Source organism: Methanohalophilus sp. RSK, assembly GCF_003722075.1.
In the GTDB taxonomy this organism is placed as follows: Archaea; Halobacteriota; Methanosarcinia; order Methanosarcinales; family Methanosarcinaceae; genus Methanohalophilus.
Window position 1 is genome coordinate 288,177 of the sequence record NZ_RDSK01000001.1, and the last position, 24,943, is coordinate 313,119.

At 44.7% G+C, this 24,943-nt stretch carries 28 protein-coding genes; 8 read left to right on the plus strand and 20 right to left on the minus strand.

Translation table 11 applies throughout. The features are described from left to right. Window positions 1-111 precede the first annotated feature (111 nt). Window positions 112-420 (minus strand): stress response translation initiation inhibitor YciH, encoded by a 309-nt coding sequence (gene yciH / locus EFE42_RS01540; RefSeq protein ID WP_013036737.1) that lies wholly within the window; start codon window positions 418-420, stop codon window positions 112-114. Window positions 421-497: 77 nt separating this feature from the next. Here yciH and EFE42_RS01545 point away from each other — a divergent pair, with 77 nt between their 5' ends. Beyond that, window positions 498-857, plus strand: a complete 360-nt coding sequence (locus tag EFE42_RS01545; protein ID WP_123135575.1) for a DUF192 domain-containing protein — start codon at window positions 498-500, stop codon at window positions 855-857. Window positions 858-918: 61 nt separating this feature from the next. Continuing rightward, entirely contained in the window at window positions 919-3,063 is a 2,145-nt protein-coding gene (gene purL, locus EFE42_RS01550; RefSeq protein WP_123135576.1) for a phosphoribosylformylglycinamidine synthase subunit PurL, read from the plus strand. 2 nt (window positions 3,064-3,065) lie between these two features. On the opposite strand, the gene EFE42_RS01555 is transcribed toward purL, so the two are convergent. The 3 genes from EFE42_RS01555 to EFE42_RS10450 form a co-directional block, all read right to left on the minus strand. After that, window positions 3,066-4,244 carry an aminotransferase class V-fold PLP-dependent enzyme gene (locus EFE42_RS01555; RefSeq protein ID WP_123135577.1) on the minus strand — a complete coding sequence of 393 codons (1,179 nt, stop codon included), beginning with the start codon at window positions 4,242-4,244 and terminating at the stop codon, window positions 3,066-3,068. 41 nt (window positions 4,245-4,285) lie between these two features. After that, a complete protein-coding gene (locus EFE42_RS10445) occupies window positions 4,286-4,438 on the minus strand; it encodes a hypothetical protein (RefSeq protein WP_158599166.1) in 153 nt (50 codons plus the stop codon). An 82-nt stretch (window positions 4,439-4,520) separates the two neighbouring features. After that, window positions 4,521-4,739, minus strand: coding sequence for a hypothetical protein (locus tag EFE42_RS10450; RefSeq protein ID WP_123135578.1), 219 nt, complete (start codon window positions 4,737-4,739; stop codon window positions 4,521-4,523). On the opposite strand from EFE42_RS10450, the gene EFE42_RS01565 reads away from it, so the two are divergent. Together EFE42_RS01565 and EFE42_RS01570 are read left to right on the plus strand one after the other, a co-directional pair. Further along, window positions 4,723-6,003, plus strand: a complete 1,281-nt coding sequence (locus tag EFE42_RS01565; protein WP_123135579.1) for a YcaO-related McrA-glycine thioamidation protein — start codon at window positions 4,723-4,725, stop codon at window positions 6,001-6,003. The genes EFE42_RS10450 and EFE42_RS01565 overlap by 17 nt on opposite strands. Further along, window positions 6,000-6,647 carry a TfuA-related McrA-glycine thioamidation protein gene (locus tag EFE42_RS01570; RefSeq protein WP_123135580.1) on the plus strand — a complete coding sequence of 216 codons (648 nt, stop codon included), beginning with the start codon at window positions 6,000-6,002 and terminating at the stop codon, window positions 6,645-6,647. The genes EFE42_RS01565 and EFE42_RS01570 overlap by 4 nt, the downstream gene beginning before the upstream one ends. 3 nt (window positions 6,648-6,650) lie before the next feature. Here EFE42_RS01570 and EFE42_RS01575 read toward each other — a convergent pair whose 3' ends face one another. From EFE42_RS01575 to pylSc, 14 genes are all read right to left on the minus strand, one after another. Next, window positions 6,651-7,070: a metal-dependent transcriptional regulator gene (locus EFE42_RS01575; RefSeq protein ID WP_123135615.1), complete on the minus strand. Its 420-nt coding sequence runs from the start codon at window positions 7,068-7,070 to the stop codon at window positions 6,651-6,653. Window positions 7,071-7,116: 46 nt separating this feature from the next. Then, window positions 7,117-8,412, minus strand: coding sequence for an MgtC/SapB family protein (locus EFE42_RS01580; RefSeq protein ID WP_123135581.1), 1,296 nt, complete (start codon window positions 8,410-8,412; stop codon window positions 7,117-7,119). A gap of 37 nt (window positions 8,413-8,449) precedes the next feature. After that, on the minus strand, window positions 8,450-8,734 hold the full coding sequence (locus EFE42_RS01585) for a ferritin family protein (protein WP_123135582.1): 285 nt from the start codon (window positions 8,732-8,734) through the stop codon (window positions 8,450-8,452). Between the two features lie 56 nt (window positions 8,735-8,790). Then, window positions 8,791-9,447, minus strand: a complete 657-nt coding sequence (locus EFE42_RS01590) for an MBL fold metallo-hydrolase (RefSeq protein ID WP_123135583.1) — start codon at window positions 9,445-9,447, stop codon at window positions 8,791-8,793. 2 nt (window positions 9,448-9,449) lie between these two features. Then, a complete protein-coding gene (locus tag EFE42_RS01595; protein ID WP_123135584.1) occupies window positions 9,450-10,022 on the minus strand; it encodes a DUF1847 domain-containing protein in 573 nt (190 codons plus the stop codon). After that, complete coding sequence (locus EFE42_RS01600) at window positions 10,019-10,882, minus strand: ATP-binding protein (protein ID WP_123135585.1); 864 nt, start codon at window positions 10,880-10,882, stop codon at window positions 10,019-10,021. Before EFE42_RS01600 ends, EFE42_RS01595 begins: the two co-directional genes overlap by 4 nt. Further along, window positions 10,879-11,703: an ATP-binding protein gene (locus EFE42_RS01605; protein WP_123135616.1), complete on the minus strand. Its 825-nt coding sequence runs from the start codon at window positions 11,701-11,703 to the stop codon at window positions 10,879-10,881. The genes EFE42_RS01600 and EFE42_RS01605 overlap by 4 nt, the downstream gene beginning before the upstream one ends. Window positions 11,704-11,713: 10 nt before the next feature. After that, window positions 11,714-12,076, minus strand: coding sequence for a NifB/NifX family molybdenum-iron cluster-binding protein (locus EFE42_RS01610; RefSeq protein ID WP_123135586.1), 363 nt, complete (start codon window positions 12,074-12,076; stop codon window positions 11,714-11,716). After that, window positions 12,073-12,465, minus strand: a complete 393-nt coding sequence (locus EFE42_RS01615; protein ID WP_123135587.1) for a NifB/NifX family molybdenum-iron cluster-binding protein — start codon at window positions 12,463-12,465, stop codon at window positions 12,073-12,075. Before EFE42_RS01615 ends, EFE42_RS01610 begins: the two co-directional genes overlap by 4 nt. Before the next feature lie 213 nt (window positions 12,466-12,678). Continuing rightward, window positions 12,679-13,707 carry a methylcobamide:CoM methyltransferase MtbA gene (gene mtbA, locus EFE42_RS01620; RefSeq protein ID WP_123135588.1) on the minus strand — a complete coding sequence of 343 codons (1,029 nt, stop codon included), beginning with the start codon at window positions 13,705-13,707 and terminating at the stop codon, window positions 12,679-12,681. A 141-nt stretch (window positions 13,708-13,848) separates the two neighbouring features. Further along, entirely contained in the window at window positions 13,849-14,628 is a 780-nt protein-coding gene (gene pylD / locus EFE42_RS01625; RefSeq protein ID WP_123135589.1) for a 3-methylornithyl-N6-L-lysine dehydrogenase PylD, read from the minus strand. A gap of 13 nt (window positions 14,629-14,641) precedes the next feature. Next, entirely contained in the window at window positions 14,642-15,724 is a 1,083-nt protein-coding gene (gene pylC, locus EFE42_RS01630) for a 3-methylornithine--L-lysine ligase PylC (protein WP_123135590.1), read from the minus strand. 1 nt (window position 15,725) lies between these two features. After that, window positions 15,726-16,778 carry a methylornithine synthase PylB gene (gene pylB / locus EFE42_RS01635; protein ID WP_370448643.1) on the minus strand — a complete coding sequence of 351 codons (1,053 nt, stop codon included), beginning with the start codon at window positions 16,776-16,778 and terminating at the stop codon, window positions 15,726-15,728. Between the two features lie 5 nt (window positions 16,779-16,783). Next, entirely contained in the window at window positions 16,784-17,998 is a 1,215-nt protein-coding gene (gene pylSc, locus EFE42_RS01640; RefSeq protein ID WP_123135591.1) for a pyrrolysine--tRNA(Pyl) ligase large subunit, read from the minus strand. A gap of 343 nt (window positions 17,999-18,341) precedes the next feature. On the opposite strand from pylSc, the gene EFE42_RS01645 reads away from it, so the two are divergent. Further along, window positions 18,342-19,817, plus strand: coding sequence for an aminotransferase class I/II-fold pyridoxal phosphate-dependent enzyme (locus EFE42_RS01645; protein ID WP_123135592.1), 1,476 nt, complete (start codon window positions 18,342-18,344; stop codon window positions 19,815-19,817). A gap of 16 nt (window positions 19,818-19,833) precedes the next feature. Here EFE42_RS01645 and EFE42_RS01650 read toward each other — a convergent pair whose 3' ends face one another. Next, window positions 19,834-21,693, minus strand: coding sequence for a PAS domain S-box protein (locus tag EFE42_RS01650; protein ID WP_158599167.1), 1,860 nt, complete (start codon window positions 21,691-21,693; stop codon window positions 19,834-19,836). A gap of 157 nt (window positions 21,694-21,850) precedes the next feature. Continuing rightward, complete coding sequence (locus EFE42_RS01655; RefSeq protein WP_123135594.1) at window positions 21,851-22,534, minus strand: DUF5591 domain-containing protein; 684 nt, start codon at window positions 22,532-22,534, stop codon at window positions 21,851-21,853. Between the two features lie 105 nt (window positions 22,535-22,639). Between EFE42_RS01655 and EFE42_RS01660 the strand changes: the two genes are divergently transcribed. The 3 genes from EFE42_RS01660 (at window position 22,640) to EFE42_RS01670 (ending at window position 24,825) form a co-directional block, all read left to right on the plus strand. Continuing rightward, complete coding sequence (locus tag EFE42_RS01660) at window positions 22,640-23,023, plus strand: helix-turn-helix domain-containing protein (protein WP_123135595.1); 384 nt, start codon at window positions 22,640-22,642, stop codon at window positions 23,021-23,023. A gap of 138 nt (window positions 23,024-23,161) precedes the next feature. After that, window positions 23,162-24,322 carry an MFS transporter gene (locus EFE42_RS01665; protein ID WP_123135596.1) on the plus strand — a complete coding sequence of 387 codons (1,161 nt, stop codon included), beginning with the start codon at window positions 23,162-23,164 and terminating at the stop codon, window positions 24,320-24,322. Window positions 24,323-24,438: 116 nt separating this feature from the next. Then, window positions 24,439-24,825, plus strand: coding sequence for an NYN domain-containing protein (locus tag EFE42_RS01670; protein WP_233564680.1), 387 nt, complete (start codon window positions 24,439-24,441; stop codon window positions 24,823-24,825). The last annotated feature ends 118 nt before the right edge of the window (window positions 24,826-24,943 follow it).

Here is a 24,943-nt window from a genome sequence, read left to right on the forward strand (position 1 = left end):
GTGCTATAAGTAACTGAAAAGGCCGGCTCAAAAAAGATTTTGTGTTTCTTCCTTTTGCCGGGACAGATGTTTTTCGGATTTCTGTCATTTAATTAGTCATTGAAAAAAGTTTTAATTCTTGATCTGATCGGGAGAAAACCCTTTCTGGACCAGAACGTCTTTCATCCTTCCAAGATGATTGCCCTGCAACTCCACGGCATTGCCCCGTACTGTACCACCGCAGGCGAATTTTGATTTGAGGTATGTTGAAAGTTCATGGAGGTCAATTTCATTGGCATCAAAACCTTCTACCACTGTAACTTCTTTTCCATACCTTCGCCTGTTTACCTTTACGGTTATTCTCTGTTGCTCCTTGGCCACTTCTTCGCAGATACACAATTCTTTTGGCAATCCGCAAACAGAGCACATTTCTGAACTCATCTTCTGGTTTTTCCTCCGAAAATTTAGTATTATGTTGTCTGTATAATTTATATACAGACAAATAGAAGTTAAATGCGATGCTATTAAAAGTTAATGGTAAAATGATTGCAAGAGACGTTGACATGGCCGAAACGTTACTGAAAAGAACCAGGGGCCTGATGTTCAGGACACATATCCCGCAAGATTATGCTATGTTTTTTTCCATAAATAAACCCTGCAAGTTTTCCATACATATGCTTTTTGTTCCCTTCTCCCTGGATGTTTTTTTCCTTGATTCGAATTATCGCATAACACAAATTGAATCACTTCGCCCCTGGCTGGGTTTTGCCCGCGCAAAAAATGCAACCCGATATATGGTTGAAATGCCTGCAGGTTCCGTGGAGAAACATGGACTTGAGGTAGGGCAGCAGATGTCCCTGGAAAACACCCATACATAAGAAATGTTTATTTACATGCCCTATTTATGGGTACATCATTCCAATTTAATGAGGTTCTCACATGCTACCTGAAGATGACCTGAAGATCATTGTAGAAAAAATGGGACGGCAGCCGAATAACGTGGAGCAGGGTTGTTTTCTCAATCTCTGGAGTGAACATTGCTCCTATCGCTCCAGTGCCCCACTGCTTAAGAGTTTTACAACTACCGGTGACCGTGTAATCATAGGTCCTGGTGATGATGCTGCAATTGTGCGGTTTGGTGACGGCTGGGTACTTGCCCTGGGTATGGAAAGCCATAATCATCCGTCCTATGTCGATCCCTACAATGGCTCGGCTACAGGCGTGGGAGGCATTGTCCGTGATATCATCTCCATGGGTGCCCGGCCAATTGCCCTTATGGATCCGCTCTATTTCGGTCCCCTGAACACTCCTAAGAACCTGTATCTGTTCGAGCATATTATCGAAGGCATCGGGGGGTATGGTAACTGTATAGGTGTGCCGGTTGTCAGGGGTGAAGCATTTTTTGATGAACGCTACAGCGGCAATCCTCTGGTGAATGTTGTATGTGTGGGGCTTGCCCGTCAAGATCAGCTTGTAACTGCCACTGCCCAAAAGGCAGGGAATAAGATAGTACTTATTGGTTCCACCACCGGACGTGATGGTCTGGGTGGTGCCTCTTTTGCTTCCAGGGATCTCTCCGAAAGCGCCGAGGCAGAGGATCGCCCCAGTATCCAGATTGGTGATCCTTTTACTGAAAAACTTCTTATTGAATTATCTCTTGAAGCGGTTGCAGAAGGTGTCGTAAAATCCTGCCGTGACTTAGGAGCTGCCGGACTTGCAGGTGCTTCTTCAGAAATGGCCTCCAAGGGTAATCTGGGGATTCATATTATTGCGGACGAAGTACCCCAGCGGGAGGCAGGGATGAATGCCTTTGAGATTATGATAGCAGAATCCCAGGAGCGTATTCTTTTCGAGGTGGAACCTGAAAATGTGGACTATATGCTCCAGCTTGCCGAAAAATATGACCTGAACGGTGCTGTCATTGGCGAATTGACCGAGAGGCCTTACTTTACAGTTGAGTTTGAAGATAAAACGGAGACGGATATTCCCATTCATCTATTAACAGAAGGTGCACCCACCTTTGAGCGTCCTTCCACGCCCTTTACAGTCAAAAAAGATCCTGTGCCGGATGCAGCAGGGGACCTGAAACAGGCAGTGCTTGATGTACTTGCATCCCACAATATGGCTTCAAAAGACTGGATATATCGCCAGTATGATCATGAAGTCCAGATACGGACAGTAGCCAAACCCGGAGGAGATTCTGCTATCCAGCGGATTATCGGTGACAGGGGTATAACTCTTTCATGTGGTTGTAATCCCAGGCATACCTATCTCGATCCTTATGAAGGAGGAAAGGGAACCCTTGCTGAAAATGCAATGAACCTTGCTGTAAAAGGTGGGCGTGGCCTGGCACTGGTGGATTGCCTGAATTTTGGCAACCCGGAAAAACCTGATATCTACTGGCAATTCAAGTATGCCATAAATGGATTGGCTGATGCAGCACGTGACCTCTCCATTCCGGTGGTAGGGGGTAATGTTTCCCTGTACAACGAGAGTGAAGAACATCATACCGCAATCCTGCCAACTCCTGCAATAGGTGTTGTGGGAGAAGTGGAGAATGTTTCTGCGGTCCCATCCTCGGAATTTACAGGGGCAGGCCAGTCTGTCATCCTTGTGGGAACCACAAAAGCAGAACTGGGTGGTTCGGAATACTATAATCTAAGGGGTAGTCCAAATGCAGGGGATGTCCCGCAAGTGCCGGCTGATATGGCGGCAATAGTTGAGTCCCTGATCACAACTATCAGGGCTGGTAAAGTCGCTGCTTCTCACGATGTTTCACAGGGTGGACTTGCAGCTGCTCTCTGTGAGATGTGTGGGTATGTGGGTGTAAAAGTGAACCTCTCTGAGATTGCAGGGGATATGTCAGCAGAAGAACTCCTCTTTTCCGAATCCCATGGCAGGGCTCTGCTTGCAACAGATGACCCGGATGCAGTCTCTGCACAGCTTGGCAATATCCCGCACGTTGTAATCGGTACTACCGGTGGTAGCAGTCTAAGGATTACAGTAAGCAATGAGCACATTGAAGTAGATCTGGATGAGATTAAAAATGCCCGTGCTTCGCTAACCCGATTGATGATGGAATAAAATCAGGCCAGGGTGGTTATCTGTTCAACGGTTTCCACCAGGGCATCAACTTCTTCTTCGGTGTTATACAAGGCAAAAGATGCCCGCACCGTTCCTTCCAGACCCATGAAATCAATTCCCGGCATGGCACAGTGGTAACCGCTGCGCAGGCATATCTGCCGGGTTTCATCCAGTATCATTGCCACATCATGAGGATTGAGTCCCCGGACATTGAAAGGCACGACTGCACCCCTGTTATCCGGGCCGTATACTTCCACTCCTTCTATTTGTGCAAGTCTGTATGCGGCATTTTGTGCCAGTTGTCTTTCATGTTTCTCTATGTCGCTGACACCTATTTCTTGAACATATTTCACAGCCCTTCCCAGTCCGATTCCTCCCGGGATGTTTGGTGTCCCGGCTTCAAACCTGGCTGGTGTTTCTTCCAGTTCATAGCCTGTGGTGGTAACCGATCTTACTGCTCCTCCTCCTACATTGAGGGGCTTGATTGAATCTGGTTCTTTAATGTATGCCACACCGGTTCCCTGGGGGCCCAGCAAACCTTTATGTCCAGGGGTTACGAAAAAATCGCAATCCATCTGTTTGAGGTTCACCGGCATGTGTCCTGCGGATTGGGAACCATCTATCAGGCAGAGGCTTTTGTGGTCCCGGGCAAGTTTGCACATGCTATCCACATCCTGTATGGAGCCAAAGGAATTGGATATGTGGGTAACTGCCAAAAGACGTGTGGAAGGGCGGATGTGCTGCTCCAGGGCTTCCACGGAAATATGCCCTTCACTATCTGGCTCCATGATGGTAAGTTCGACTCCTCTTTCCCTGAGTTCCATCCAGGGGAGCAGGTCTGAGTGATGTTCAACCAGAGTGGTTACTATGTGGTCTCCTTCCTGCCAGTCTATGCCCCGGGCTATCAGATTAAGGCCTTCGGTTGCATTCTTGGTAAAAATGGTATTTTCTGCCGGGCAGTTCAGAAAGTCAGCTATTGTTTCCCTGGCATCTTCAAAATGATCAGTGGTCTGGCGGGCCAGGTGATGGGCTCCCCTGCCGTGGTTTGCCGCATACCTGAAGAAATAGTCTTCCATGGCCTTTACCGCCTGCACCGGGGTCTGGGTGGTGGCGGCATTGTCCAGATAGATGTTATCCTTTAATACGGGGAAATCTGCACGTATCTTTTCTACGTCATACATGCAGGCAAGTTATTGATAAAGAGTAAAATAGGTTTTGCAGGTTATTTGGCCTGCATCCCGCCTACCATAAAATGGTAGAGTTCCTCATCATCTTCATTAAGTTTGCCTTCTGTATGTCCTCCGACTACTGAATGGCATTTTCCCTTCTTGTCTTCACATCTCAAAACATCATGTTTTTTCATTATAGTTGTCATATGGTATAACCTCCTGTCTTCTTCAATTTCAATACTCTGCTGCCATACATGACCCCTCAGGCATCAGCAGCATATCAGAATATTAAACAACTTTATCAGTGTTCTTTCTATATATATTTATTTGTTGATTGTTTTTTGTCGGGTTAGGGAAATGCATTACATTGGTGGTATAATTCTCATTTTTCCTTACATTTACCAATAAATTATTCTTAAGTGCCATGTCATCGGCCCCTGCAATACCTGTTATCGTAAGGATTATTAGCGATGCAGGAGACTTCCCTTCCATGCCTATAATAAACATTGATCCTTCTGTAAAGTATGCGGGAGATAGCCAGAGAGTGCTGGATGGTGAAGCAACCCTGGAAAAAGCCAGTGCCGGCCTGGATACAATTGGTGTAACCCGTATTGCCAATATTACTGACCTTGATCGGCTGGGTATCCCTGTGTTTTCAGGCATCCGGCCCACAGCTGCTGATGGTGCCATCTCGGTTTATTCCGGCAAAGGAGTGAACCCGCAGCAAGCCCGCATCTCCACGATCATGGAATGCTACGAACGCTGTCTTGCAGAGCGCAACGGGGTGAATGCGGACATTGACGAAAACGTAGCTGCTGATGAATTCATGGCCACAATGGAAGAAGCTGCCGGCCAGCACGACCTGGTCCATCCTGAAGAATTCCTGATGCCGCAACCCCTTGATTCTTCTTCATTGATCGAATGGACAGAAGGTTTTGACCTGCTTTCAGGAAAAGAGGTATATGTGCCTTCCAATGCTGTTTATCATCCCTATGATGCTCCGGGTATGTCCGCCCATCTTTTCCGTAGCAATACCAACGGACTTGCTTCGGGTAATGTGATGGAAGAAGCCATCCTGCACGGATTGCTGGAAGTTATTGAAAGGGATGCTCTGAGTATGGCCGAGTTCAACCGCAATCCGGGAATGGAACTTGTGCTAACGGAAGAAGACGGGCAGGCTTATGAGATGCTCAAAGCCTTCAGGGACAGCGGTGTGGATATTCGTCTCTGGGTTTTGCTGCATGATACTCCTGTCACAACAGTGGTCGCTGCTACGGATGATGTACAGCTGAAAGATCCAGCCCTGCTGGTTATGGGGGCGGGTTCTCATCTAAGACCGGAGATTGCTGTTATGCGTGCTATTACTGAGGCTGCACAGTCCCGTGTTGTCCAGATCCACGGGGCACGTGAAGATACAACCCGGGAAGATCTGGTCCGCAAGATCGGTTATGAACGTATGAGAAGGATGAACGTTTACTGGTATGAGGAAGGTGTGGATAAGATATCCCTTGCAAATATGCAGGACATTTCCTCCCCGACACCCGCAGGAAACATCAATACCGTTCTGTCCCATCTGGAAAAGATTGCTCGTAATGCTATTGTTGTGGATTTGAGCCGCAGTTCTATCAATATACCTGTAGTCAGGGTAATAATTCCCGGCTTTGAGCAATACACCCTTGATCGTGAAAGGGTTGGCAAAAGGATTCGTCTGGTAGGCAAAAGAAAAGGTCCTGAAAGGGAAAAACCCTGGAAACGCAGGCCAAAAGTATGAAAACAATCGTTTTTGCCGGCACCAGTATCGGCCTGGAAGAAGCAGGAAAACTCAGTGGTGCCACCATCCACGGCCCTGTTAAACGTGGAGATGTTACACAGTCTGTAAAACAGGGTTATGACTTGATTGGTATCATTGATGGTATTTTTTTCCACAGGGCTGCGGTTGGTCACAGGGAAATACTGGAGGCCCTGCGCAAAAATGTAACAATTGTCGGTGGGTGTAGCATGGGAGCTTTGCGTGCATCCGAAATGGATCGACACGGGATGATAGGTGTGGGTAAAATCTATGAGTGGTACCGCGATGGTGTTATTGAAGATGATGATGAAGTGGCGGTTGCCACAAACCCTGATACATATGAGTCCATCTCTGCTCCGTTTGTGAATATTCGGTGTACCTTCCTCTCAGCTAAGGATGAGGGCATTATCTCATCCCCTCAGGAAGCTTTCCTGCTGGATATTGCAAAAGCTACCCATTATTCTCTAAGGAGCTACTATGGCATAATAAAAAGTGCCCGGGATAGAGGAATACTGGATGAAAATACAGCAGCATGTTTAATTGATTTTTGCCGTGACACTGAAGTGGATATCAAAAGAAAAGATGCCCTGACAGTCCTTTCCAGAATAAAGGAGTTAAATCTTTAAATTTTATACGTCGCAGTGGGGGTGTTCTATTTTGCCACATACTCCCATTGTAGGATGGCCCATGGTACTGCATATGGTATCGATAGCATGCAGGGAGACAAAGCTTTCAAAACGGTTCACCTCGCTGCAGGCTTCTTCGGGTGAGAGGCCATAGTTTTTGAGCATAAGGCTCAATATCCTGTGTCTGCGAATAAGAAAAGCAGCATAATCTTTCCCTTTTTCTGTAAGTTTCACACCACGATAAGGTACATGGTTGACATATCCCTCCTCTGCAAGTTCGTTGATTGTTTTGGTTGTTGTGGAGGGGTCTACCTGAAGGTGGGCTGAAAGTTCATTGGTGCGTACGTTTTCTTTTCTCTGGTGAATATATTTGAGATATTCTATTTTACGCGGGGAAAGCTCCAGACCTGTTATCTTTTCCATGATGGGAGTTAAATTTAAAATATATTTAAATCTTATGAGGTTTTGCTCAGAAGATAGTTTTGACATCTGCATATATCCATATAACAAGCCCGATAATTCCCACAATAGATAACAGGACCAATGTCAACCGGGCTCTTTTTTCAAGTTCCAAAGCACCTGCAATCCGGATGTAGGTGATTTTGTTGAGTGTGCTCACGATACCGGCAATAACTGCGGTCTCAGCAGCCACGATGTATGAAATTTCTCCCTTAACTGCAAGGCTTGCCATGGAAGCTGTCACTGCCGAGCTGCTGGCCACGCCTCCCAGAGCAGTTACATATGTGCCATATGTTCCTGCGTATTCGTTGGCAAAAGTTGCAAAAATCTGTAATACCAGAAAGATCGCTCCAAAACGCAGTGCAGGTTTCAGGGCAAAGGGCGAACCAATGTCAAGGGTCCCTTCCATTTTCTTTGTAATATTCTTGTTTTTCCAAAAAATCCCTATTACTACCAGTATCATCAATAATTGCGGAGGTAGCATGTTTAGGGTAGTCTTGCCTGAATTATCTACAATCAGGGCAATTATTAGGTTACTGATGAACATAGAAAGGTTGGATAAAAGGACACCGATGTAAAAAGCATTTACAAGCCCGGATTTTTCCTTTGCTATCGATGCCAGGGCAGCAGTGGTGGCTTCACTGCTCACAAATCCTCCTAACAGTCCGGAATAGGGTATGCCTCCCCCTGACCCGAAGCGCTTGAGGGAAATATAACTGATAAATCCGATAAACATAACAAGTACTACAATAAGGATTGTGGATTTAAGATTCACAATGCCCCATAGTTCTTCATCGGGTACCAGGGGGTACAGGATAAAAGCCACAGCAAGGAACTGGAGTCCATTGAGGATATCCTCATCGGAAAGATTCTGGGCAAAGGAATGGAGAGGACGTTTTTCTATAGTCAGGAAAGTTATTGCAACCCCGCCTGCAATGGCAAACAGGTAATTATCGGTTGCCACCAGTATCCCCAGCAGAAAAGTACAGAAAAGGGAAAGGGCACTTGTCATGCCCAGTTTGCCACGTATTGTGTAGGTGCGGTAGATAAGGGCAATACTACAGGCTATTATCAGAAAGGCTGAGGCAATTATGATTTCGTTGCCAATAATCTTACCCACAATAGTTGCCAGCATGCCTGTGACCGCAGCCAGGGCATATGTACGCACACCTGCAAAAACCGGATGTTCTGCTCTTCGGTGTTCTCTTTCTATCCCGATGATAATACCTATCATCAGGGAGAGGATGAGTTTTTCCAGAAAATCAAATAAAAAAGGATCAAGCCCGATGGTGGGTATAATTTCCATCACTCCACCTCCGGATTGGTAAAGTCTTTAAGTTCCTTTATTTAAGAACATCTTCTTCAACTTCTTTTCTACCTGCTTCCAGTTCATCTCCCTGCTCATCATCGTATTCAAGCAGCATGGTCTGGAATTCTCCCACATGGGTCTTTTCTTCCTTTGCAATGTCTAGCAGCACTGCCCGGATCTCCTCGGTGGAAGCAAGTTCGGCCATCTGTTCATAGAGGTTGATAGCATCAAGTTCGGCTATAATGCCAGCCCTCAGGATCTCCTTGTCGATGTTCTCATCCTCTACAGCATCAAGGTCAATTGGTATTTTTGATAACATACGTATCCTCCCATCAAACATTATAGAAATCTTAGGATATATTTCTTGTCATGTTGTCATATGTCTATGGAATATCCCGCATAGATGTATGCAAATCTATCCGGAAATTTGCGTTTAATTTTATCTTTGTGGGATGTACAGTGTCCGGCTGCTATGTATGAAAGTTGGCTCAATGTGCCCATGTCATTGAAATCATGTAGTCCTCCGAGTACACCTGTGATATGACCCATTTTTGCAGCGCTGTCAATTATTTCCCCCAGTCCCGGATGGGCACAACCAGTTATAATATACAATTCATCCTCAGATTGAAGGACAAGGGATTGTTCTTTTATGTGGTTTCCCAGTTGACCTGTGGTAAAAACTCCCTTGCAGACCTGCCGGGATTTTGTGACTTCTATAAGTTGGGCATGCCTGGCTATCTCCTTTTTGAGATTTGGGGAGAATGCCCCGGGCACATACACTTCCAGAGCATCTGAATTATGTAATATTGCAGACAGCCCTCCGATATGGTCCCAGTGCTGGTGGGATACGATAAGTATGTCTATATCAGAGGGTTTCACGCCCACCCTTTGAAGGTTTTCCAGCAGGGCGGGTCCGTTCCAACCCGTATCAAAAAGAAGCGTAGTGCCTCCCTGTCGAACCAGGCAGGCAAACCCCCATCCTGCATGAAAACCTTCGGTTGCACTATTATCATAAACAACGGTAAGTTCCATATTCAATCTTCCATATTGAATTTTTTGCGCAGGTAATAGCCGGAATAGATTGCACCAGCGGGATTATGTGCAAGCACCCTGTCCTTGACGATCAAGGTGGTTACCGGGGCTTCACTGTTGCGGGTAAATATAATGTCATGGCCCATGCAGAGGCCGATGATGATATTGAGCTCGGTTTGTTTTTTGGCAAGTAAGAGGGCCTGTCCCTTTGGGTTACAGGTAACCTCAAATTTTTCGGGATGGATCTTTTCAAGCTCATACTTTTCCTTCGGGATACCACAGACCTTGCAGCAGACAGAATAAACCTCAAAATCCTTTTTCAGGATCCGGTTGATAGTTGCGGCTTCATTGGCCAGTCCGATACAAAAAGCAATTCCCAGTTTCTGGTAACCCATTTGTCTGGCAAACAGGATAAGTTCTTCCAGACGGGTTTTTTGCATATAATGTTGCCCTTCGATAGCAGCTGCAACCTGCATACAATCGAGGTCTTCACCTGTATATTCGATATCCTCTGCAACACCGCTGCAATCTTTCCCGTTACGGCATTCCTTCTCCTGACAGGTCGCACATTTCATGATCGCATCTCTTCTTTTACTTCTTCCCATACTTCTATGACACATTTTGCAAAAGAATTGTCGGTATATTCCACAATTGTTTTTTCCTCCACCATTGCCTTGGTAGGGGTTGTATCATAGGGGATCTCGCCTGCAATTTTAATCCCTTTCTGGGTGCAGAATTTTTCTATTTCTCTTCTTTTACTATCGTTTATATCGGATTTGTTTATGCAAACCAGAGAGGGTATCTCGAAGTGTTCTGTCACTTCTATCACTCTTTTAAGATCATGTGTCCCGGCGACGGTGGGTTCGGTGACTACAAGAGCAATGTCCACACCTGTAAGGGCTGCAATTACAGAGCAACCGGTACCCGGCGGTCCATCTATAATTATTGTGTCACAATTATTCTTTGGGGCTACCTCTTCTGCAATTTCCCGCACAAGGGTGACAAGTTTTCCTCCGGCTTCTTCCCCTATCCCGAGTCTGGCATGCACAAGAGGTCCGAACCGGGTTTTTGATTCATTGGCTTCCCCGCACTTATTATATTCCATTGTCACTGCATCGGCAGGGCATACATACTCGCAGACTCCGCAACCTTCACATATGTATGGATCGATTTCGAAACCTTCCTTTATTGCCCCGAATCGGCAATGATCAACACATATCCCGCATCCTGTACATCGTTCAGGGTGTATGATTGCGGTAGGTAATGCTGTAAAATCATAGGTTTTTATTATTTCAGGTTGCAGCAGCAGGTGCATGTTGGCAGCATCGACATCACAGTCTGCAATGGTGGCATTTTCCGCAAGAGCTGCAAAGGAAGAAGTGAGGGTGGTTTTGCCGGTACCACCTTTGCCACTGATTACTGTGAGTTGTTTCATCTAACTGCCTCCTTGATAGTTTCAAACATCTGCAGGAATTTATCTTTCCACTGCGGCATTGTTTCAACAAAAGGTATACCCTCTGAATAAGCTTCAGCTATTCTGCGGTCATAGGGAATTTCCATTATTATTGGTAGACCGGTTTGCTGGCAGTATTCTTCAACACCTCCATCCCCTACTCCTGCACGGTTGATCACCACTCCCGCAGGAATTTTCATTTCCCGGACAACTTCCGCTGCTAGTTTCAGGTCATTGAGTCCAAAAGGTGTGGGTTCGGTAACAAGGATGCAATAGTCAGTATCTTCAACGGTTGTGATCATAGGACATGCGGTGCCCGGGGGAGCGTCCATTATTACTGTATTTTCGCCTGCATAGTTCTTGAGTTCTTTTATCAGGGGTGATGCCATTGCTTCTCCTATATTCAGAAGTCCTGTATGGAACTGTCCTGAAAAGGATCTCTCTATGTTCCCTATGTTGCGTCCTGTTTCACTGATAGCATCATTGGGACAGACGAGGCTACAGCCTCCACAGCCATGACAGAGATCTGAAAAGACCATCACTTTTTGTGGTAGTGCTGCAAGCGCATTGTAATTGCAAAAATCAGCACATTTGCCGCAATGTTCACATTTTTGCTCATCGATTACAGGAACTGGTATCGTAACCTCTTTTACTTTTTCAAGGTCATTGTGTAAAAACAGATTGGAATTTGGCTCCTCCACATCACAGTCAAGGAGGCTGGTTTTTGGAACAGAAAGGAAGAAATTAACAGCAACTGTTGTTTTCCCGGTTCCTCCCTTTCCGCTTGCCACAGTTATTTTCATGTTTGGTGTTTCAGTGGTGATCATGTCTACTGCAGGAGTTGTTTGCACCAGCTTGCTCGAGCCTATCATTTTTCCAGTCTTCTAGTGCATCACTGACTTTTCCCTGTGCACCTACGAAAACTTTGATGTCGAACTGGTCGAACATCTGGACGGCTTTCCACCCCAGGCCTCCACAGAGCATGGTTTCAACGCCTTTATTTGCGAGTAATTCGGGAGGCAATCCAACACCGCCCATGTGCTCACTGGTATTCTCCAGAACATCTACTTTGCCGGTCTCACTATCGTATATTGTGTAATAAGGGACTTTACCAAAGTGCTGGCCTACGGGTGAATCTATTCCACTGTTCTCGGTTGCCGGTATGCATACTTTCATTTTCTCCCTCCTCTGCCCTGTCCGCGACCCATGCCAGCATGTGCTTTTGCAGTGGGCCCGGATACTTTTTCCAGAGTTCCTTTATTATACTGTTCAATTGCTTCTTTTACGGATACGCCGGAAGTGGTTACGACTTCTATGCCTGCTGTGGAAAGGACATCGTAGGCATTAGGTCCCACATTGCCGGTGATCAAAACATCGGCCTGTATTTTTGCGACTTCCTGGGCAGCCTGTATGCCGGCTCCACCAGTAGCACTTGATGCGGGGTTTTCTTTTGTTTCAAATTCTCCGGTTTCAGTATTTGCCATTATGAAATAAGGGGCCCTGCCAAAACGGGGCTCAATATCTGAATCAGATTCATTGCTTTTTGATGTTATGCAGATCTTCATTATCATTCCTCTTTTCACTATATTTAACACATAAAGGAGGAAGTATATATAACTTTCCAAAAACAATCTTGTAGAAAATCTCTTTTGCGGTATTTAATAAGCTAATGATTGCCTGTAGAATGATACAAGTATAAATACTGCAGTAAGCCCTTGTAGGCTTGTAAAAAACAAACGAATTTAGGAGTTATATAAAAAGAGATAAAAAAACTGGACTTAGTATGTCCAGTTCTTTGCTGCTTCGATCATTGCCTGAAGGTTCTGGGTAGGAGTCTTGCTCACAATACCGCAACCTGGTGCGAGAAGCTGTACTCCTGCATCGAGAACTTTCTTGGATTCTTCCTTTACACCTTCGACATTGTCTTCGCCCTGGTTCCAGAGAACACTTACAGGGTCGAGGTTACCTACGATGAGGGTCTTGTCCACATTCTCAACTGCTGCTACAGGGTCGACATTCTGGTCTACACTGATTGCATCTACGCCGCAGGTTTCCATAATCGCAAGTCCGTTTGTTGTGTCTCCGCAGATGTGGAGAATGGAAGGTATACCCTTCTCGTGGAGGGCTTCAACAATCTTCTGGTGGAATGGAACTACGAAAGTCTTGTAGAAGTCAGCACCAATAAGCTGGTAGCTGGCTGTTGGATCAATGATTGCAAAGGTGTCGGCACCGTTCTCGACCTGCTTGAGGGCGTACTGTGTGCAGAACTCAGTGGTGAATTCCATGAGTTTGAGGCCAAATTCCTGGTCGGTCATGATGTTCATGAACCAGGAGTCACCATTAAGGTGCTGTGCGAGGGAGAATGGTCCGATCATACTGCCGATGATTGGAAGTTCGTCGCCGTATTTGTCTGCGAGGATTTTGACTGCCTGGCATACGTTTCCGATCCTGCCGTCTTCGATGTTGTAGCCTTCGAATTGCTCGACGTCTTCGATCTTGCTGACAACGTGGCTGATTACGGATGGCTGCTGTTCCTTGGTACTTGGCTTGATTCCGCATCCGAAAAATTCTGCTTCTGCTGTGATGTCGAATGGAACACGTACTGCTTCAAATCCTACAAATGTGTGTGCTGCTTCTGCCAGTGCTGCCATTTTTACAGGGTCTTCGTGAGCTTCTGGCCAGTAAGCACCTACTGCATCCATCTGTTCTACTGTTCCTGTCTGGGTGGCACAGATAGCAGGCATCCTGTCTACCTCTTTACCTGCAAATACGCGTGCTAATCTCTCTTTGGGTGTATATTCAACCATAACCTTTACTCCTTAAAACTTATTTTTATTCTAAAAGGTAATCTGGCTACGCATTTAGCATATATATATCTTTTCATGTTCAATTTTTCATGAAAAAAGCGCTATCAATATGCCTGTTTTGATCATGACCCCCTCTCTACTTCACATTACCGCGTAAAGCATTGAAGCCACGCCAATCATCAGAGGTTCCATTACCAGATCTATTTCGTTCTTTTTCCCAATGTCTTCAGGTAAGCCACAGGGGATTCCCGGTGTGGATATGAGGCATCTTTCTGCGACCATGCCTTCAGAGATCGTATTGGGGTTTGGTGTAGCTTCCAGGACCATGGAGAACTTGTGTTCTTCTTCGGGATCATAGGGTATGATGCCCAGTTCTTTGCGGGCCTTTTCCATAGTTTTCCGGTCGGGGTCATAGGCATACACATCGAAATCCCTTTTTACGAGATGTTGTGCCCCGGCATAACCCACTCTTCCCAGGCCGATTACAAGTATATCTTTTGAGTCGGCATATTTGTAACGGGAGGCGATTTCAGCGTAAACCACTCCGGTGCATACATGATTGGTTGCAATTTTGCCGTTTCTCATATTATGTGCAATAAAAATGTGGTCATCTGCCATCAGTATTATATCGGCATCACTGGAAACAGCTTCATAGTACCCGGTAACGTCAGGGTGCTCGGTTACAGCACCATCAAGGCCGAAATATTCGGTTATCGTAAGCAGGGATGACGAAAAATTGGTAATGATGCCATTGCCGGAAGTTATAGGCACAATACCTACCTTTTCTCCGTCAAGAGTTGTGCCGTATATTTGTTTGCATATGTCAGCAATGTCCATTCCGGTTGTTTTTTTGATAGTATCGTTATTGCACTCAAGGTGCTTTGTAAGTCCTTCCAGATCTTGTGGTGTAAGTAGTGCCATATTAATCCTCCTTTTACTGCTTCATATCGGATTTGATGAGTTGAATTGCTTTTTTTCTTTTATCGCACATCTCATGCCATGTCATGCCGCTGGATATCAGGGTATAGATTGGTCTTTTCCCCTTACATTTGAATATTTCCAACCCCTTTGATTCATGGAATAGCCGGTAGTCATCACCGCCTGAAAGCACATGTTCTCCAACAGGGATAAATTTTCCATCAGATGCCATCAGGTGCTCATAGTTACAGTGTTTGCCAACAGGAAGAGGTTTGTTTTCCCTTATTTTTCCTGCAAAAGTTCCCATTAGCCATTCGAGCAGGTTCACACCACTACTGTGATATACTACGGTAGGTGTCTGGCTGGGGAATCGTGCATCAATCTCAATTACCCGGATTCCCTCGGGGGATAGTATTGCTTCCACATCCATGATTCCTTTAAGGGACAGATTGCTGGCCAGCCGGTGTGTGATTTCCCTGAAATTTGCGTCTGTCTCCATCGGGGTGACCCGATGGCAATCATGTTCCTGGTCTATATGGACCTGTGTCTGCTGACCGATCATGAAATTGTTCCCGTCTCCCACCACTTCCAGTGAAACTACAGGTCCGGGTACATATTCCTCAATGACCATGGCATCATCAATGTTTGCCAGTTCACTTTCGTTGTCAATTATGCGCGCGCCCTTACTGCTGCTCATGCACGGGGGTTTCACAAAATAAGGAGGATTTTTGGGATTCTCCGAAGGAATGGGTATATCTATCGATTTGAAATATTTTCTTGAACGTTTTTTGTCCATGCTGGTATGATAGGCTGTAAAATCGAAAAGAAGGGGGCAATGTAGTTCTGGTCCGATTTTTTTCAAAAAGAGGAGGGTGTCAATATTTTCATTTGTCGGGATTATAGCATCTGAGTGGCGGGATAATTCTATGAGCCTTTCTGGTCTCTCTGTGATATCAAAGCAAAAATGCTTATCCACACTATTACGTATCAGAGGCTTGTTTTTCCTGTCGATCAGATGTACCTGAATCCCGGATTTCCTGGCAAGATAGGCCACCTCGAAGCCCTGTAGCTTGCCCCCAATCAGACATATTGTTTTCATTCTACCTGCCCAGTATCTGATTGAACTCTTCCTGCTTTCCCGGTTCCATACCCATGCTCTGAAGTTTTTCCACCACGCTCCATGCATCACGGTTGCGTTCTGTCAGTTCCCTGTCATAGTTAACCACGCCTTCCAGTGTAGATCCGGAAGGAATGATGGATGTCACAACGTTTGCTCCTGCATTCAGGCGGTAAACCATACCTTCCATGCCTTCAAGGTCAAGGGAAGCAGGGATCAACCTGTCCGGGAACATGAGTCTGAGAATCGATATGATTTTTAGTTCTGATTTGCTGCTTCCAGGTTTTCGTTTTGCCAGAGGTGTGCCTTCCTGGGGTACAAATGTCATTACACGTACCATATTGGGATTTGATTTACGCAGGCCTTTGAGGGACACAAGGGTGGATTCGGCTTCAGGTTCGATTTCGGTAAGGATTCCGTCCTCTACACAGTAACCAATCTCTTTTGCATCCTGGCGGCAGTTTATTCTCTGATCGCATACCTGACCTACCCTGAGTTTGTTGTATAATTCCTGATCATAGGTTTCCTGGTACAGTGCCAGGAAATTGGCCCCGTTATCATACATCTGCTTGAGAATATCTTTTCCCACTACACCCGGGGAGATCATTATTGGAAGGCCAAGTTTGTCCTTTACTTTGCGCACAGCACTGACCAGTCTTTCAGGATGGTCATGATAATAAGGATCCTCTCCCATTGTCAGGTCTACCATGTGGATAGGATCATTTTCAAGTTCCTCGCATACCTTTTCGATCTCATCGGGGGTGAGCCTGTAGCGGTGGATATTGTTCTTACAGTTATAATAGCAGAACGAACACTGATTCTTACAGTATGTTGAAAAATACACAAAACTGTACAGGAACACCTTGTTCCCAAAAAAGTTATCACGGACCATGCGTGCCACATGGAACAACTTCTGCATCTCTTCTTCATCCTCTATGGCCAGCAGATCTCTTATCTCCTGGTCCCTGAGCTGGTATCCTTTATTTATTGAGGATGCAAATTTGTCCAGCTGCTCATTGTCCATGTTTTCAAACAAATTATTCACCTGAGATTGGTTGTAATTCCGTTATAGTATGATATAGACCTGCTTGAACGCTTGATGTTTGTGTATTTGTGCTTAACCTTGAGTAATCTTTCAAGTCCCATTCCTGCGCCCATCCAGGGTTTGTTCACTCCCCAGTCGAGGTCCTGTGGGATGGGTCCTACAACGGCTGAAGATATTTCCATGTCTCCATGCATTATGTCAATGGTATCTCCATACACCATGCAATTATCCGAGATTACTTCGTAATCAATGTTCAGATATTTAAGCAGGTCATCAATAATTTTCAGCAGATTATCTCTTGTGCATCCCGAACCCATCTGGCAAAAATTAATCATTGTAAACTCTTCAAGATGCTCCTTGCCATCGGATTCCTTCCTGTAGCAGGTGCCGATCTCGAATATCTTGAGGGGGTCGGGCATTATGTTATCAAAATTGTGGAGGTAATTGTATAATCCCGGGGCAAGCATGGGCCGCAGGCATGTATTCTCATCCACCCGGAATATCTGTTTGTAGAGGGGGTCCTCTTCTGTGATTCCCATTCTTTCAATGAATTTGGCAGGAATCAGGACAGAAGTGCGTACTTCCATGAATCCCTTTTCTATTAAAAAGAGGGAAATATCCCTTTCAAGCTGGGCCAGCTGATGTCTGCGGTCATCCTCATACATCTGGCGCAGGTCTTGCTTTCTCTTTTTGACAAGTTCTGTCTCCAGCTCCTTGAAGGGGGGAAGTTCTTTTACTGAACCAAGGTCGTCTGCAGGGCTAAGCAGCGTTGTAATTCTTTTTTTCTGGGCAGGCGTGTAATCCGGTTTTACAGGCTTTTCTTTTTTGGCCTCTGCAACAGGAGGCATTTCATTTGCCTTGCTGGAAACAGATTTCACTACTGCTGCCTTTGGAGGCTTGCTCTTTTTTGTTTTTGAAGCGGTGAGAACACGCGCCTGGCTTCCCCTGCCGAAATCTTTTGTGATAAAACGAGATATACGCTCATCGGAAAGTTTGCAGTTTTTGCATGCTTTGCGATATTTATTGTTGCGTAGCGCCCTTGCAGAGCGGCTTCTTCTGGAGTTACGTACTGTAAAACGGCTTCCGCAGTCAGTAGTGATATGAATATGGTTCCTCGACACCTCGAAGTTCTTTACACCATGGAGTAACCCGTTCCTTGAGAGCCACACTCCGTTGGTATCTATAAGTAAATCTAGTGGTTTCCTTTCCATAGGGGATTGCTCCGACTATAGAGGCGACTTCTGACATCTACATTTGCTGAGGCGTCTAATTTTGCAACATATCCAGACCGTCACTTTCTATTTTACTGGCGGAAACCCCGGGAATCTAACCCGGCTGAATGGATCTAGAGTCCATTTGATCTACCTGATCAGGTTTCCACATGATGATCTGCTTTATTTCTTTGAATTTGTATTTAACTTTATGGGTGTGTGATGGGGAATAACAGTTTCCTATCATAAATTATATTAATAATAAGTTCGCTGCTAAAAATTGCTTTATATAACTTCATACATCTTGAAAAACACCAATTAAAGCCCGGCAGATGATAAACATATGCTCCCTTTCAAAGAAAATATACTTGAGTTAATTCCTTCAACCCATGGCGGACTTATCCGGAAGACTTCACAGCAGTATTCCATTCCCCTGTCCGATATAGTGGATTTCAGTGCCAGTTTGAATCCTCTGGGCAGCCCTTTTGATAATCCTGAATGGGGTATGGACCTGCAGGAATTGTTTGCCACTTCCTTTGAAAGAATGGGTCAATATCCTGACAATCGCTATCTTGAATACAGAACTGCAGCTGCCTTTTTCGTAGGAGGGGGCGCAGGTGCTGTTAACATTGTCCCTGGTAATGGTTCATCAGAAATCATCAGGCTTGTCGCCGGTTGTATTCTCAATGAAGGGGATGAGGTAATGATTCCCCAGCCCACCTTTGCTGAATATGAGCAGCAATGCAGGGTGGCAGGGGCAAAGGTTGTGTATTATCCGGTAGAATCCCTGCTTTCCATATCAGAGGATGCTCTGGGATCGACACGTATCCTTTTTGTGTGCAATCCCAACAATCCTACAGGTAAGTTGCTGGCAAGAGAAGATATCCTGCATCTTGCAGGGCTTTGTGCAGAAACAGATACCCTGCTTTTTGTTGATGAAGCTTTTATTGAATTATCCGATATATCAAGTACCGTTGTTGATGTTGCTATCTCCCATGATCATGTTTTCGTAATGAGGTCACTTACCAAATCATTTGCACTGCCGGGTATACGTATGGGATTTGGTGTTGCATCAGAGGCAATGGCTGAAAAATTGAATACGGCCCGCCTGCCCTGGAATATGGGCTCTCTTGCTGAAGAGGTGGGATGTGCCTTAATGGGGATGGAAGGCGGTATGGAATCAACATACCTGGATGTGTCCCGCCAGAAGATAAGTCAATACAGGGATTATCTTATAAATCGACTGAGCGATATATACGGTTTCCATCCTCATTCAAGTTCTGTAAACTATATACTTGTGGATGTTTCCGAGCTCCTTATGGATTCTGTAGAACTCACGAAAAGGCTTGCAAGACATGGGGTGCTAATCCGGGATTGCAGTTCTTTCCCGCTGATGGAAAACGATTTTATCCGTCTTGCCGTGCGCCCTCCGGAAGAGACTGATAGAATGATTCATACTATCGGAGAGGTCCTTACAGAATCCGGTAAGGATTATGCCGAGGAAAAACTGAAGGAAACCATCAAAGGTGTCTCTTCTGGATGTTCTTCAAGCCGCAATACCTGTGAGTATTATCCCTGTCATTTCGAAGGTCAGGACTGTACTTTCTGTTTCTGCCCCTTCTACCCATGCGAAGATACGCGCACCGGGGGTAAATGGATAGATAGTACCACAGGCAGCAGGGTATGGAGCTGTGAAGATTGTGTGCTTGTCCATAATTCGGATGTTGTACACAGGATGCTTAACATTCTCATGGAGGATGGTGGCACTGACGTCAGTCTCAAAAAAGCCTGGAATGAAGTGATAGGTGTCAGTTTATAACCTTTATCACAGATTATTAATTATCAGTCGGTTTATCCGGGATTGTGAAGGTAAATGTACTTCCCTTCCCAACCTCACTTTTCAGTCCGACCTGTCCGCCATGCATTTCCACGAGTTCCCTGACAAGGGAAAGTCCCAGTCCGGTGCCCTTATGTTCACTGGATTTGGCGGATTTGACCTGCTGGAAAGGTTCGAATATTTTAGCCTGGTCCTCCTCAGGCATGCCTATGCCAGTGTCCGAGACTGCAACTTTCAGTTTGTCCTTTTCCTGATTGGCAATAATTGTAATTGTTCCTTTATCAGAAGTGAACTTGGACGCATTGCTCAGCAGGTTATACATAACCTGTTTGAATTTTTTCTTGTCAGCATAAACCGTGATATCTTCAGGCGGTAAATCCATTTGCAGGTCTATCCTCTTTTTGGACGTGAGAGGTTTGATGAGTATGCTGATTTCATCCAATACTTCATGCAGGTCAAAACTACTGTATTCAAGTTGTTTTTGTCCGGCTTCTATCTTTGAAAGATCGAGAATGTCATTAATCAGACTTAGCAGGTGATTGCCGCTTTTGGCAATATTGGACACATATTTCTTCTGGGGATCATTGAGTTTGCCCTGTATTTCTTTTGACAGGATATCGGAAAATCCAATGATTGAGTTCAAAGGGGTCCTCAATTCATGACTCATGCTTGCCAGAAATTCACTCTTGGCCTGGTTTGCTTTTTCTGCAGTTCTTTTAGCTTCGATAGCATTTTCTTCGGCAGTCTTACGTTCTGAAATATCCTGAAACATTTCCAGAATGTATGTATCTCCTTTTATGGTAATTTCCTGTGCATTTTTCAATATGGGGTTTTTTCTTCCGTTTTTGCACTTTATTGTGGTGTCCATTCCCCTGAACTCTTTCTTTCCGTCTTCCCATATGGGGCACTGATTTGAGGCTGAGCCCTTTGGGCAGACGATGTCACATAGTTGTCCGACGAGTTCTTCCCTTTTATAACCTGTAATCTCACATGTGCGGTAGTTTACATCTTTTATGATGTAATCCTGACCTGTCATCAGGACCCCGCCGGGCATGTTTTCATATATCGTCTTTAACTTTTCTTCAGCTTCGACCCTTTGTGTAATATCATTTCCGATGGCAAGAAGGCCGGTTACTTCTCCTTCATTATCTTTTAATGCCGTGTCGTACCAATCGACAATGACTTCATTGCCTTCTTTTGTGACAATAGGGTTGACATTGCCTTCATTGGGATGGCCGGAAATCGCCTTTTTGAATACGGATTTGATTCTTTCCTTTTCTCTGTCGGGTATGAATCTGGAAATCCAGTCTTCTCCCTTCACTTCCTTAAGTTCGTAGCCGGAGATCTTTTCCATATGGGGGTTGCAATATACGATCTTTCCCTGCCTGTCAAGAACAGCCACAATCACTCTGGCAGTGCCAATCAGGCCGGTTAAAAGGTCGATTTCTTTAACCAAACTGTCTTCATTCTGTTTTTCCTCAGTGATATCCCTTATTATTCCCAGGTATCCGTATATTCTGGATTTTTCTGTAAAAAGGGGTGATATTTTTATCTGGCAATAAAAAGTACTTCCATCCTTGCGTTTCCTGATGTCTTCAATCTCATGAGGTTTTCCGGAATAGAGGTTTGAGAACATTTCTTTTTTCTGTTCCGAGGTCAGCTCTTGATCATGGAGGATTGTTATTGGTTCGCCTTTTATTTCAAGCAAAGTCCATCCGAACATCTCTTCTGCAGTTCGGTTCACAAAATTGATGGTAAAATCAGGATTAGTATATATTATAGCATCTGTGGACTGCTGGATCATATCTTCAAATACTTTTGATTTGTTCACGGGTGCATTAAATTCTAAAATATCCACATTAACCACATTGCACATTATAGTATTTTAAATATTTTTATAATGTTTATTTGCATAAACATGCGAGTTATGATGGGTAAGGTATCTCTTTTTATTTATTCTTTGCGTGTATTTTATTGATGTGATGGAGCAATTTACGTTGCATGTCTGTTCTCGTTCACAAAAGATACCAGTCATTATCGTTTTCTGAACACTCGGGATCAATTCCCACAACCCTTCTTTCAATCCCCAGTTTGTCGGTGATTGTATCAGAGAGATCCTGGAGATAGCCTTTCTGGCTCAGACTGCCGTAAATGAATCTCTTGTTGGGGCGGATGTGCTCCTCCATTGTTTTTTGCCTGGGGGCAATATCTACTTCAATATCCGTTTTTTCAAGACCCTTGAGCATTGCCTTCCTGAAGTCACCTGTGCAATAGGCTATCCTGTGGCTATAGTTGTCACGTGTCTTTTCGAGGTATGTTGCAATTCTTCTGCTTTCCATTTTTAGAAAATCCCGTTTGATCTTTGCCACATTGCATTTTCCCATCATGAATTTATAATCTGTAAAAGGATACTCATTATCGATTTCCCGCGGAGTTACGCCACAGGTTCCAAAAACTACTATATGAACATCTTCGGGCTTTAGCAGGTCAAAAATGATCCTGTCATACATCCTGTGGGATGGGCTCGTATGATAGGGTTTCCTCATAGAACAGGGGACGAATATGCAGAATTTGCGTGTAGGTGCCTCATATTCATTGAGGACCCATTCATTGGCACGTATCATGTCCGGATGATAAATTAATCGCTCTGTATCAAGTGGTTCATCGGACCTTTCATTTTCTGGTATTATTGGTGTCACTGGGCTACCGTTGCTGAAAAACTATATATATAATTAACGATTTGATTAGTATGGTTTTGTACAATCTGTGCAACTTTGTTTATAGGGCTTCAGGTGAGTTTTAAAATGACGGGTTCAATTTCGGAAATGCTGAAAGCGAATTGTGAATGTGATGATGTTGCAAAGTGTATTCTGGGCTTAAAAGACCTGGATCTAAAGGCCTATAAAATACTCCTTTCCAATGGCCCTCTGACAGCTGAAAAACTAGGGAAGCACCTAGACCGTGAACGCAGTACAGCTTATCGTTCTCTCCAGAACCTGATCTCCTGTGGGCTTGTTTACAGGGAAACCCATACCATTGATGTAGGTGGCTATTTTTATGAATATGTGGCCGTAAATCCTGGAGAGGTCAGGCGAATGCTCCAGGAAAGTGTTGATCAGTGGTATGCTAAAGTGAGTCTTCTTATTAATAAAATTGATAAGGAACTTGTAGGGGACGAAATGTCATAACCGTCTATATATGTATGGAACAATTTCCCTGTTATTTTGATTTTCTATTCCCGTGTTTTATCTGATACCTCACTCATTTATTTATACGAAGAATCATTTCGCAACTCTGGCTATTGCCTCTGATATTTGGTGTGAACGATGAAATTCGGGAAAAGTCATCTGCTGCTGCTTTGTATCACTGCCTTTTTTGCCATGGCAGGAGGTGCAATTCTTGCACCGGTTTTGCCTGATATGGTGGCGCCTCTTGATACAACATCTCATGAGATAGGGCTTGTTATCTCGGTCTATACCATCTCCACCGCAATTTTCACTCTCATAATTGGCCATTTTGTGGACCGGCTGGATCGTAAAAAAGTATTGGTGCCCTGCCTTTTAATATATGGTTTAATGGGCCTGGCAAGTTTTTTTGCCAATGATTTGCAAACCCTTCTGATTTTGAGGCTTTTGCAGGGTACGGGAGTGGCCGGAATGATGTCGCTTGCAATGTTGATTATCGGAGAAGCTTATTCTGGTAGTGAACGTTTACACGCAATGGGTCGGGTCAGTACGACGATAGCTATTGGTATAATTGCCGCTCCTCTTATTGGAGGGGGCCTGGCAATTGCCGGCTGGAATTATCCTTTCCTTTTCTATGCTCTTTCCCTGCCCTTTGCATTAATTATGTTCTTTCATCTGCCCGAAACAAGACCCCAAAATCTGGAAATCAATAAAAGAGGGTTACTGGATGCATTTGGTGCAATGCGGGATTTCCGTGTGGCCTACACAATATTTCTGGTTTTTGTGACATTTTTCCTGCTGTATTCAGTGGTAGTTTACGTGCCGTTTATGCTTAAGGAATATTTCGGATATACTGCAGATAAATCCGGAATTGTGCTTGCTTTTCAGGGAATTGCCGTTATTATTGTAGCTTCAAATGTACGTAAGATGGCCGCAAGGTTTGAGATGATTTCGATGATTGGTATTGGCTTTATCCTTGTGAGTGTTGCTATATTGTTGCTGACACAGGTGGACTCTGTGCTCCCTGTCTTTGCCCTGATGTTTATTTTTGGCTGCGGGTATGGCCTTTCCCAGACAGTCCTAGACGGGATGATTGTTCACATATCCCCGCCTCAGGTGCGAGGGGGCGTACTTTCCATTCACAATTCCACAAAATATGTGGGAATGAGCTTGTCTCCTGCCCTTATGGGGATGGTTTACTTTTATTTTGGACTGCAAACTGTTTTCTTGCTTGCAGGTTTATTGGCTTTGTTTGCTGGAATTTCTGTTTATATGGTGAGGGGATGGTTTGTTGATGTCTGAATTTAGTTTGGTTCTACAGTACAAACGGATGTGAACTCGTTATATTTATCAATTCAGTGGGTTATTTATTAAATCGATGTGCTCTGGATTTTGCACTATCTTTTTGGGGAATATTAATGGAGACCGATGCAGCACAGAAGAAACTGGCAGTACTTATCGATGCTGATAATGCACAACCTTCCATAGTGGAGGGCCTTTTTTCAGAAATAGCCAAATACGGGATTGCAAGCGTAAAACGGATTTACGGTGACTGGACACGTCCCAACCTTAAAAACTGGAAGGACAGTCTCCTGGAACATTCCATCCAGCCGATACAGCAATTCAGCTATACTTACGGGAAAAATGCTACCGATAGTTCCCTTATAATCGATGCGATGGACCTGCTTTATTCCGAGCCCCTGGATGGTTTCTGTATTGTTTCAAGTGACAGTGATTTCACACGGCTTTCATCCAGGATCAGGGAATCGGGCCGCAAGGTCTACGGCTTCGGGGAATTCAACTAATAAAGCAGGAGTCCCCTTCCGTGAGGTAGGGGAGGAATGCGTCTAATAATTCACAGTAAAATATTTATATTTTGCGTGTGAATATGACAGTATATGTTTCTCACTAAAACAGTTATCT

Excerpts from the sequence above, each read along its gene's own strand:
- EFE42_RS01665 (WP_123135596.1), top strand. The coding sequence starts at position 23,162 with ATGAAATTCGGGAAAAGTCATCTGCTGCTGCTTTGTATCACTGCCTTT.
- purL (WP_123135576.1), top strand. The coding sequence starts at position 919 with ATGCTACCTGAAGATGACCTGAAGATCATTGTAGAAAAAATGGGACGG.
- EFE42_RS01575 (WP_123135615.1), bottom strand. The coding sequence starts at position 7,070 with ATGGAAAAGATAACAGGTCTGGAGCTTTCCCCGCGTAAAATAGAATAT.
- yciH (WP_013036737.1), bottom strand. The coding sequence starts at position 420 with ATGAGTTCAGAAATGTGCTCTGTTTGCGGATTGCCAAAAGAATTGTGT.
- EFE42_RS01595 (WP_123135584.1), bottom strand. The coding sequence starts at position 10,022 with ATGAAATGTGCGACCTGTCAGGAGAAGGAATGCCGTAACGGGAAAGAT.
- EFE42_RS01565 (WP_123135579.1), top strand. The coding sequence starts at position 4,723 with ATGCCTATAATAAACATTGATCCTTCTGTAAAGTATGCGGGAGATAGC.
- EFE42_RS01605 (WP_123135616.1), bottom strand. The coding sequence starts at position 11,703 with ATGAAAATAACTGTGGCAAGCGGAAAGGGAGGAACCGGGAAAACAACA.
- EFE42_RS01610 (WP_123135586.1), bottom strand. The coding sequence starts at position 12,076 with ATGAAAGTATGCATACCGGCAACCGAGAACAGTGGAATAGATTCACCC.
- EFE42_RS10445 (WP_158599166.1), bottom strand. The coding sequence starts at position 4,438 with ATGACAACTATAATGAAAAAACATGATGTTTTGAGATGTGAAGACAAG.
- pylSc (WP_123135591.1), bottom strand. The coding sequence starts at position 17,998 with ATGGAAAGGAAACCACTAGATTTACTTATAGATACCAACGGAGTGTGG.
- EFE42_RS01570 (WP_123135580.1), top strand. The coding sequence starts at position 6,000 with ATGAAAACAATCGTTTTTGCCGGCACCAGTATCGGCCTGGAAGAAGCA.
- EFE42_RS01615 (WP_123135587.1), bottom strand. The coding sequence starts at position 12,465 with ATGAAGATCTGCATAACATCAAAAAGCAATGAATCTGATTCAGATATT.
- EFE42_RS01645 (WP_123135592.1), top strand. The coding sequence starts at position 18,342 with ATGCTCCCTTTCAAAGAAAATATACTTGAGTTAATTCCTTCAACCCAT.
- pylD (WP_123135589.1), bottom strand. The coding sequence starts at position 14,628 with ATGGCACTACTTACACCACAAGATCTGGAAGGACTTACAAAGCACCTT.
- EFE42_RS01670 (WP_233564680.1), top strand. The coding sequence starts at position 24,439 with ATGGAGACCGATGCAGCACAGAAGAAACTGGCAGTACTTATCGATGCT.
- EFE42_RS01590 (WP_123135583.1), bottom strand. The coding sequence starts at position 9,447 with ATGGAACTTACCGTTGTTTATGATAATAGTGCAACCGAAGGTTTTCAT.
- EFE42_RS01585 (WP_123135582.1), bottom strand. The coding sequence starts at position 8,734 with ATGTTATCAAAAATACCAATTGACCTTGATGCTGTAGAGGATGAGAAC.
- EFE42_RS01660 (WP_123135595.1), top strand. The coding sequence starts at position 22,640 with ATGACGGGTTCAATTTCGGAAATGCTGAAAGCGAATTGTGAATGTGAT.
- EFE42_RS01580 (WP_123135581.1), bottom strand. The coding sequence starts at position 8,412 with ATGGAAATTATACCCACCATCGGGCTTGATCCTTTTTTATTTGATTTT.
- EFE42_RS10450 (WP_123135578.1), bottom strand. The coding sequence starts at position 4,739 with ATGTTTATTATAGGCATGGAAGGGAAGTCTCCTGCATCGCTAATAATC.
- EFE42_RS01555 (WP_123135577.1), bottom strand. The coding sequence starts at position 4,244 with ATGTATGACGTAGAAAAGATACGTGCAGATTTCCCCGTATTAAAGGAT.
- mtbA (WP_123135588.1), bottom strand. The coding sequence starts at position 13,707 with ATGGTTGAATATACACCCAAAGAGAGATTAGCACGCGTATTTGCAGGT.
- EFE42_RS01545 (WP_123135575.1), top strand. The coding sequence starts at position 498 with ATGCTATTAAAAGTTAATGGTAAAATGATTGCAAGAGACGTTGACATG.
- EFE42_RS01600 (WP_123135585.1), bottom strand. The coding sequence starts at position 10,882 with ATGAAACAACTCACAGTAATCAGTGGCAAAGGTGGTACCGGCAAAACC.
- pylC (WP_123135590.1), bottom strand. The coding sequence starts at position 15,724 with ATGAAAACAATATGTCTGATTGGGGGCAAGCTACAGGGCTTCGAGGTG.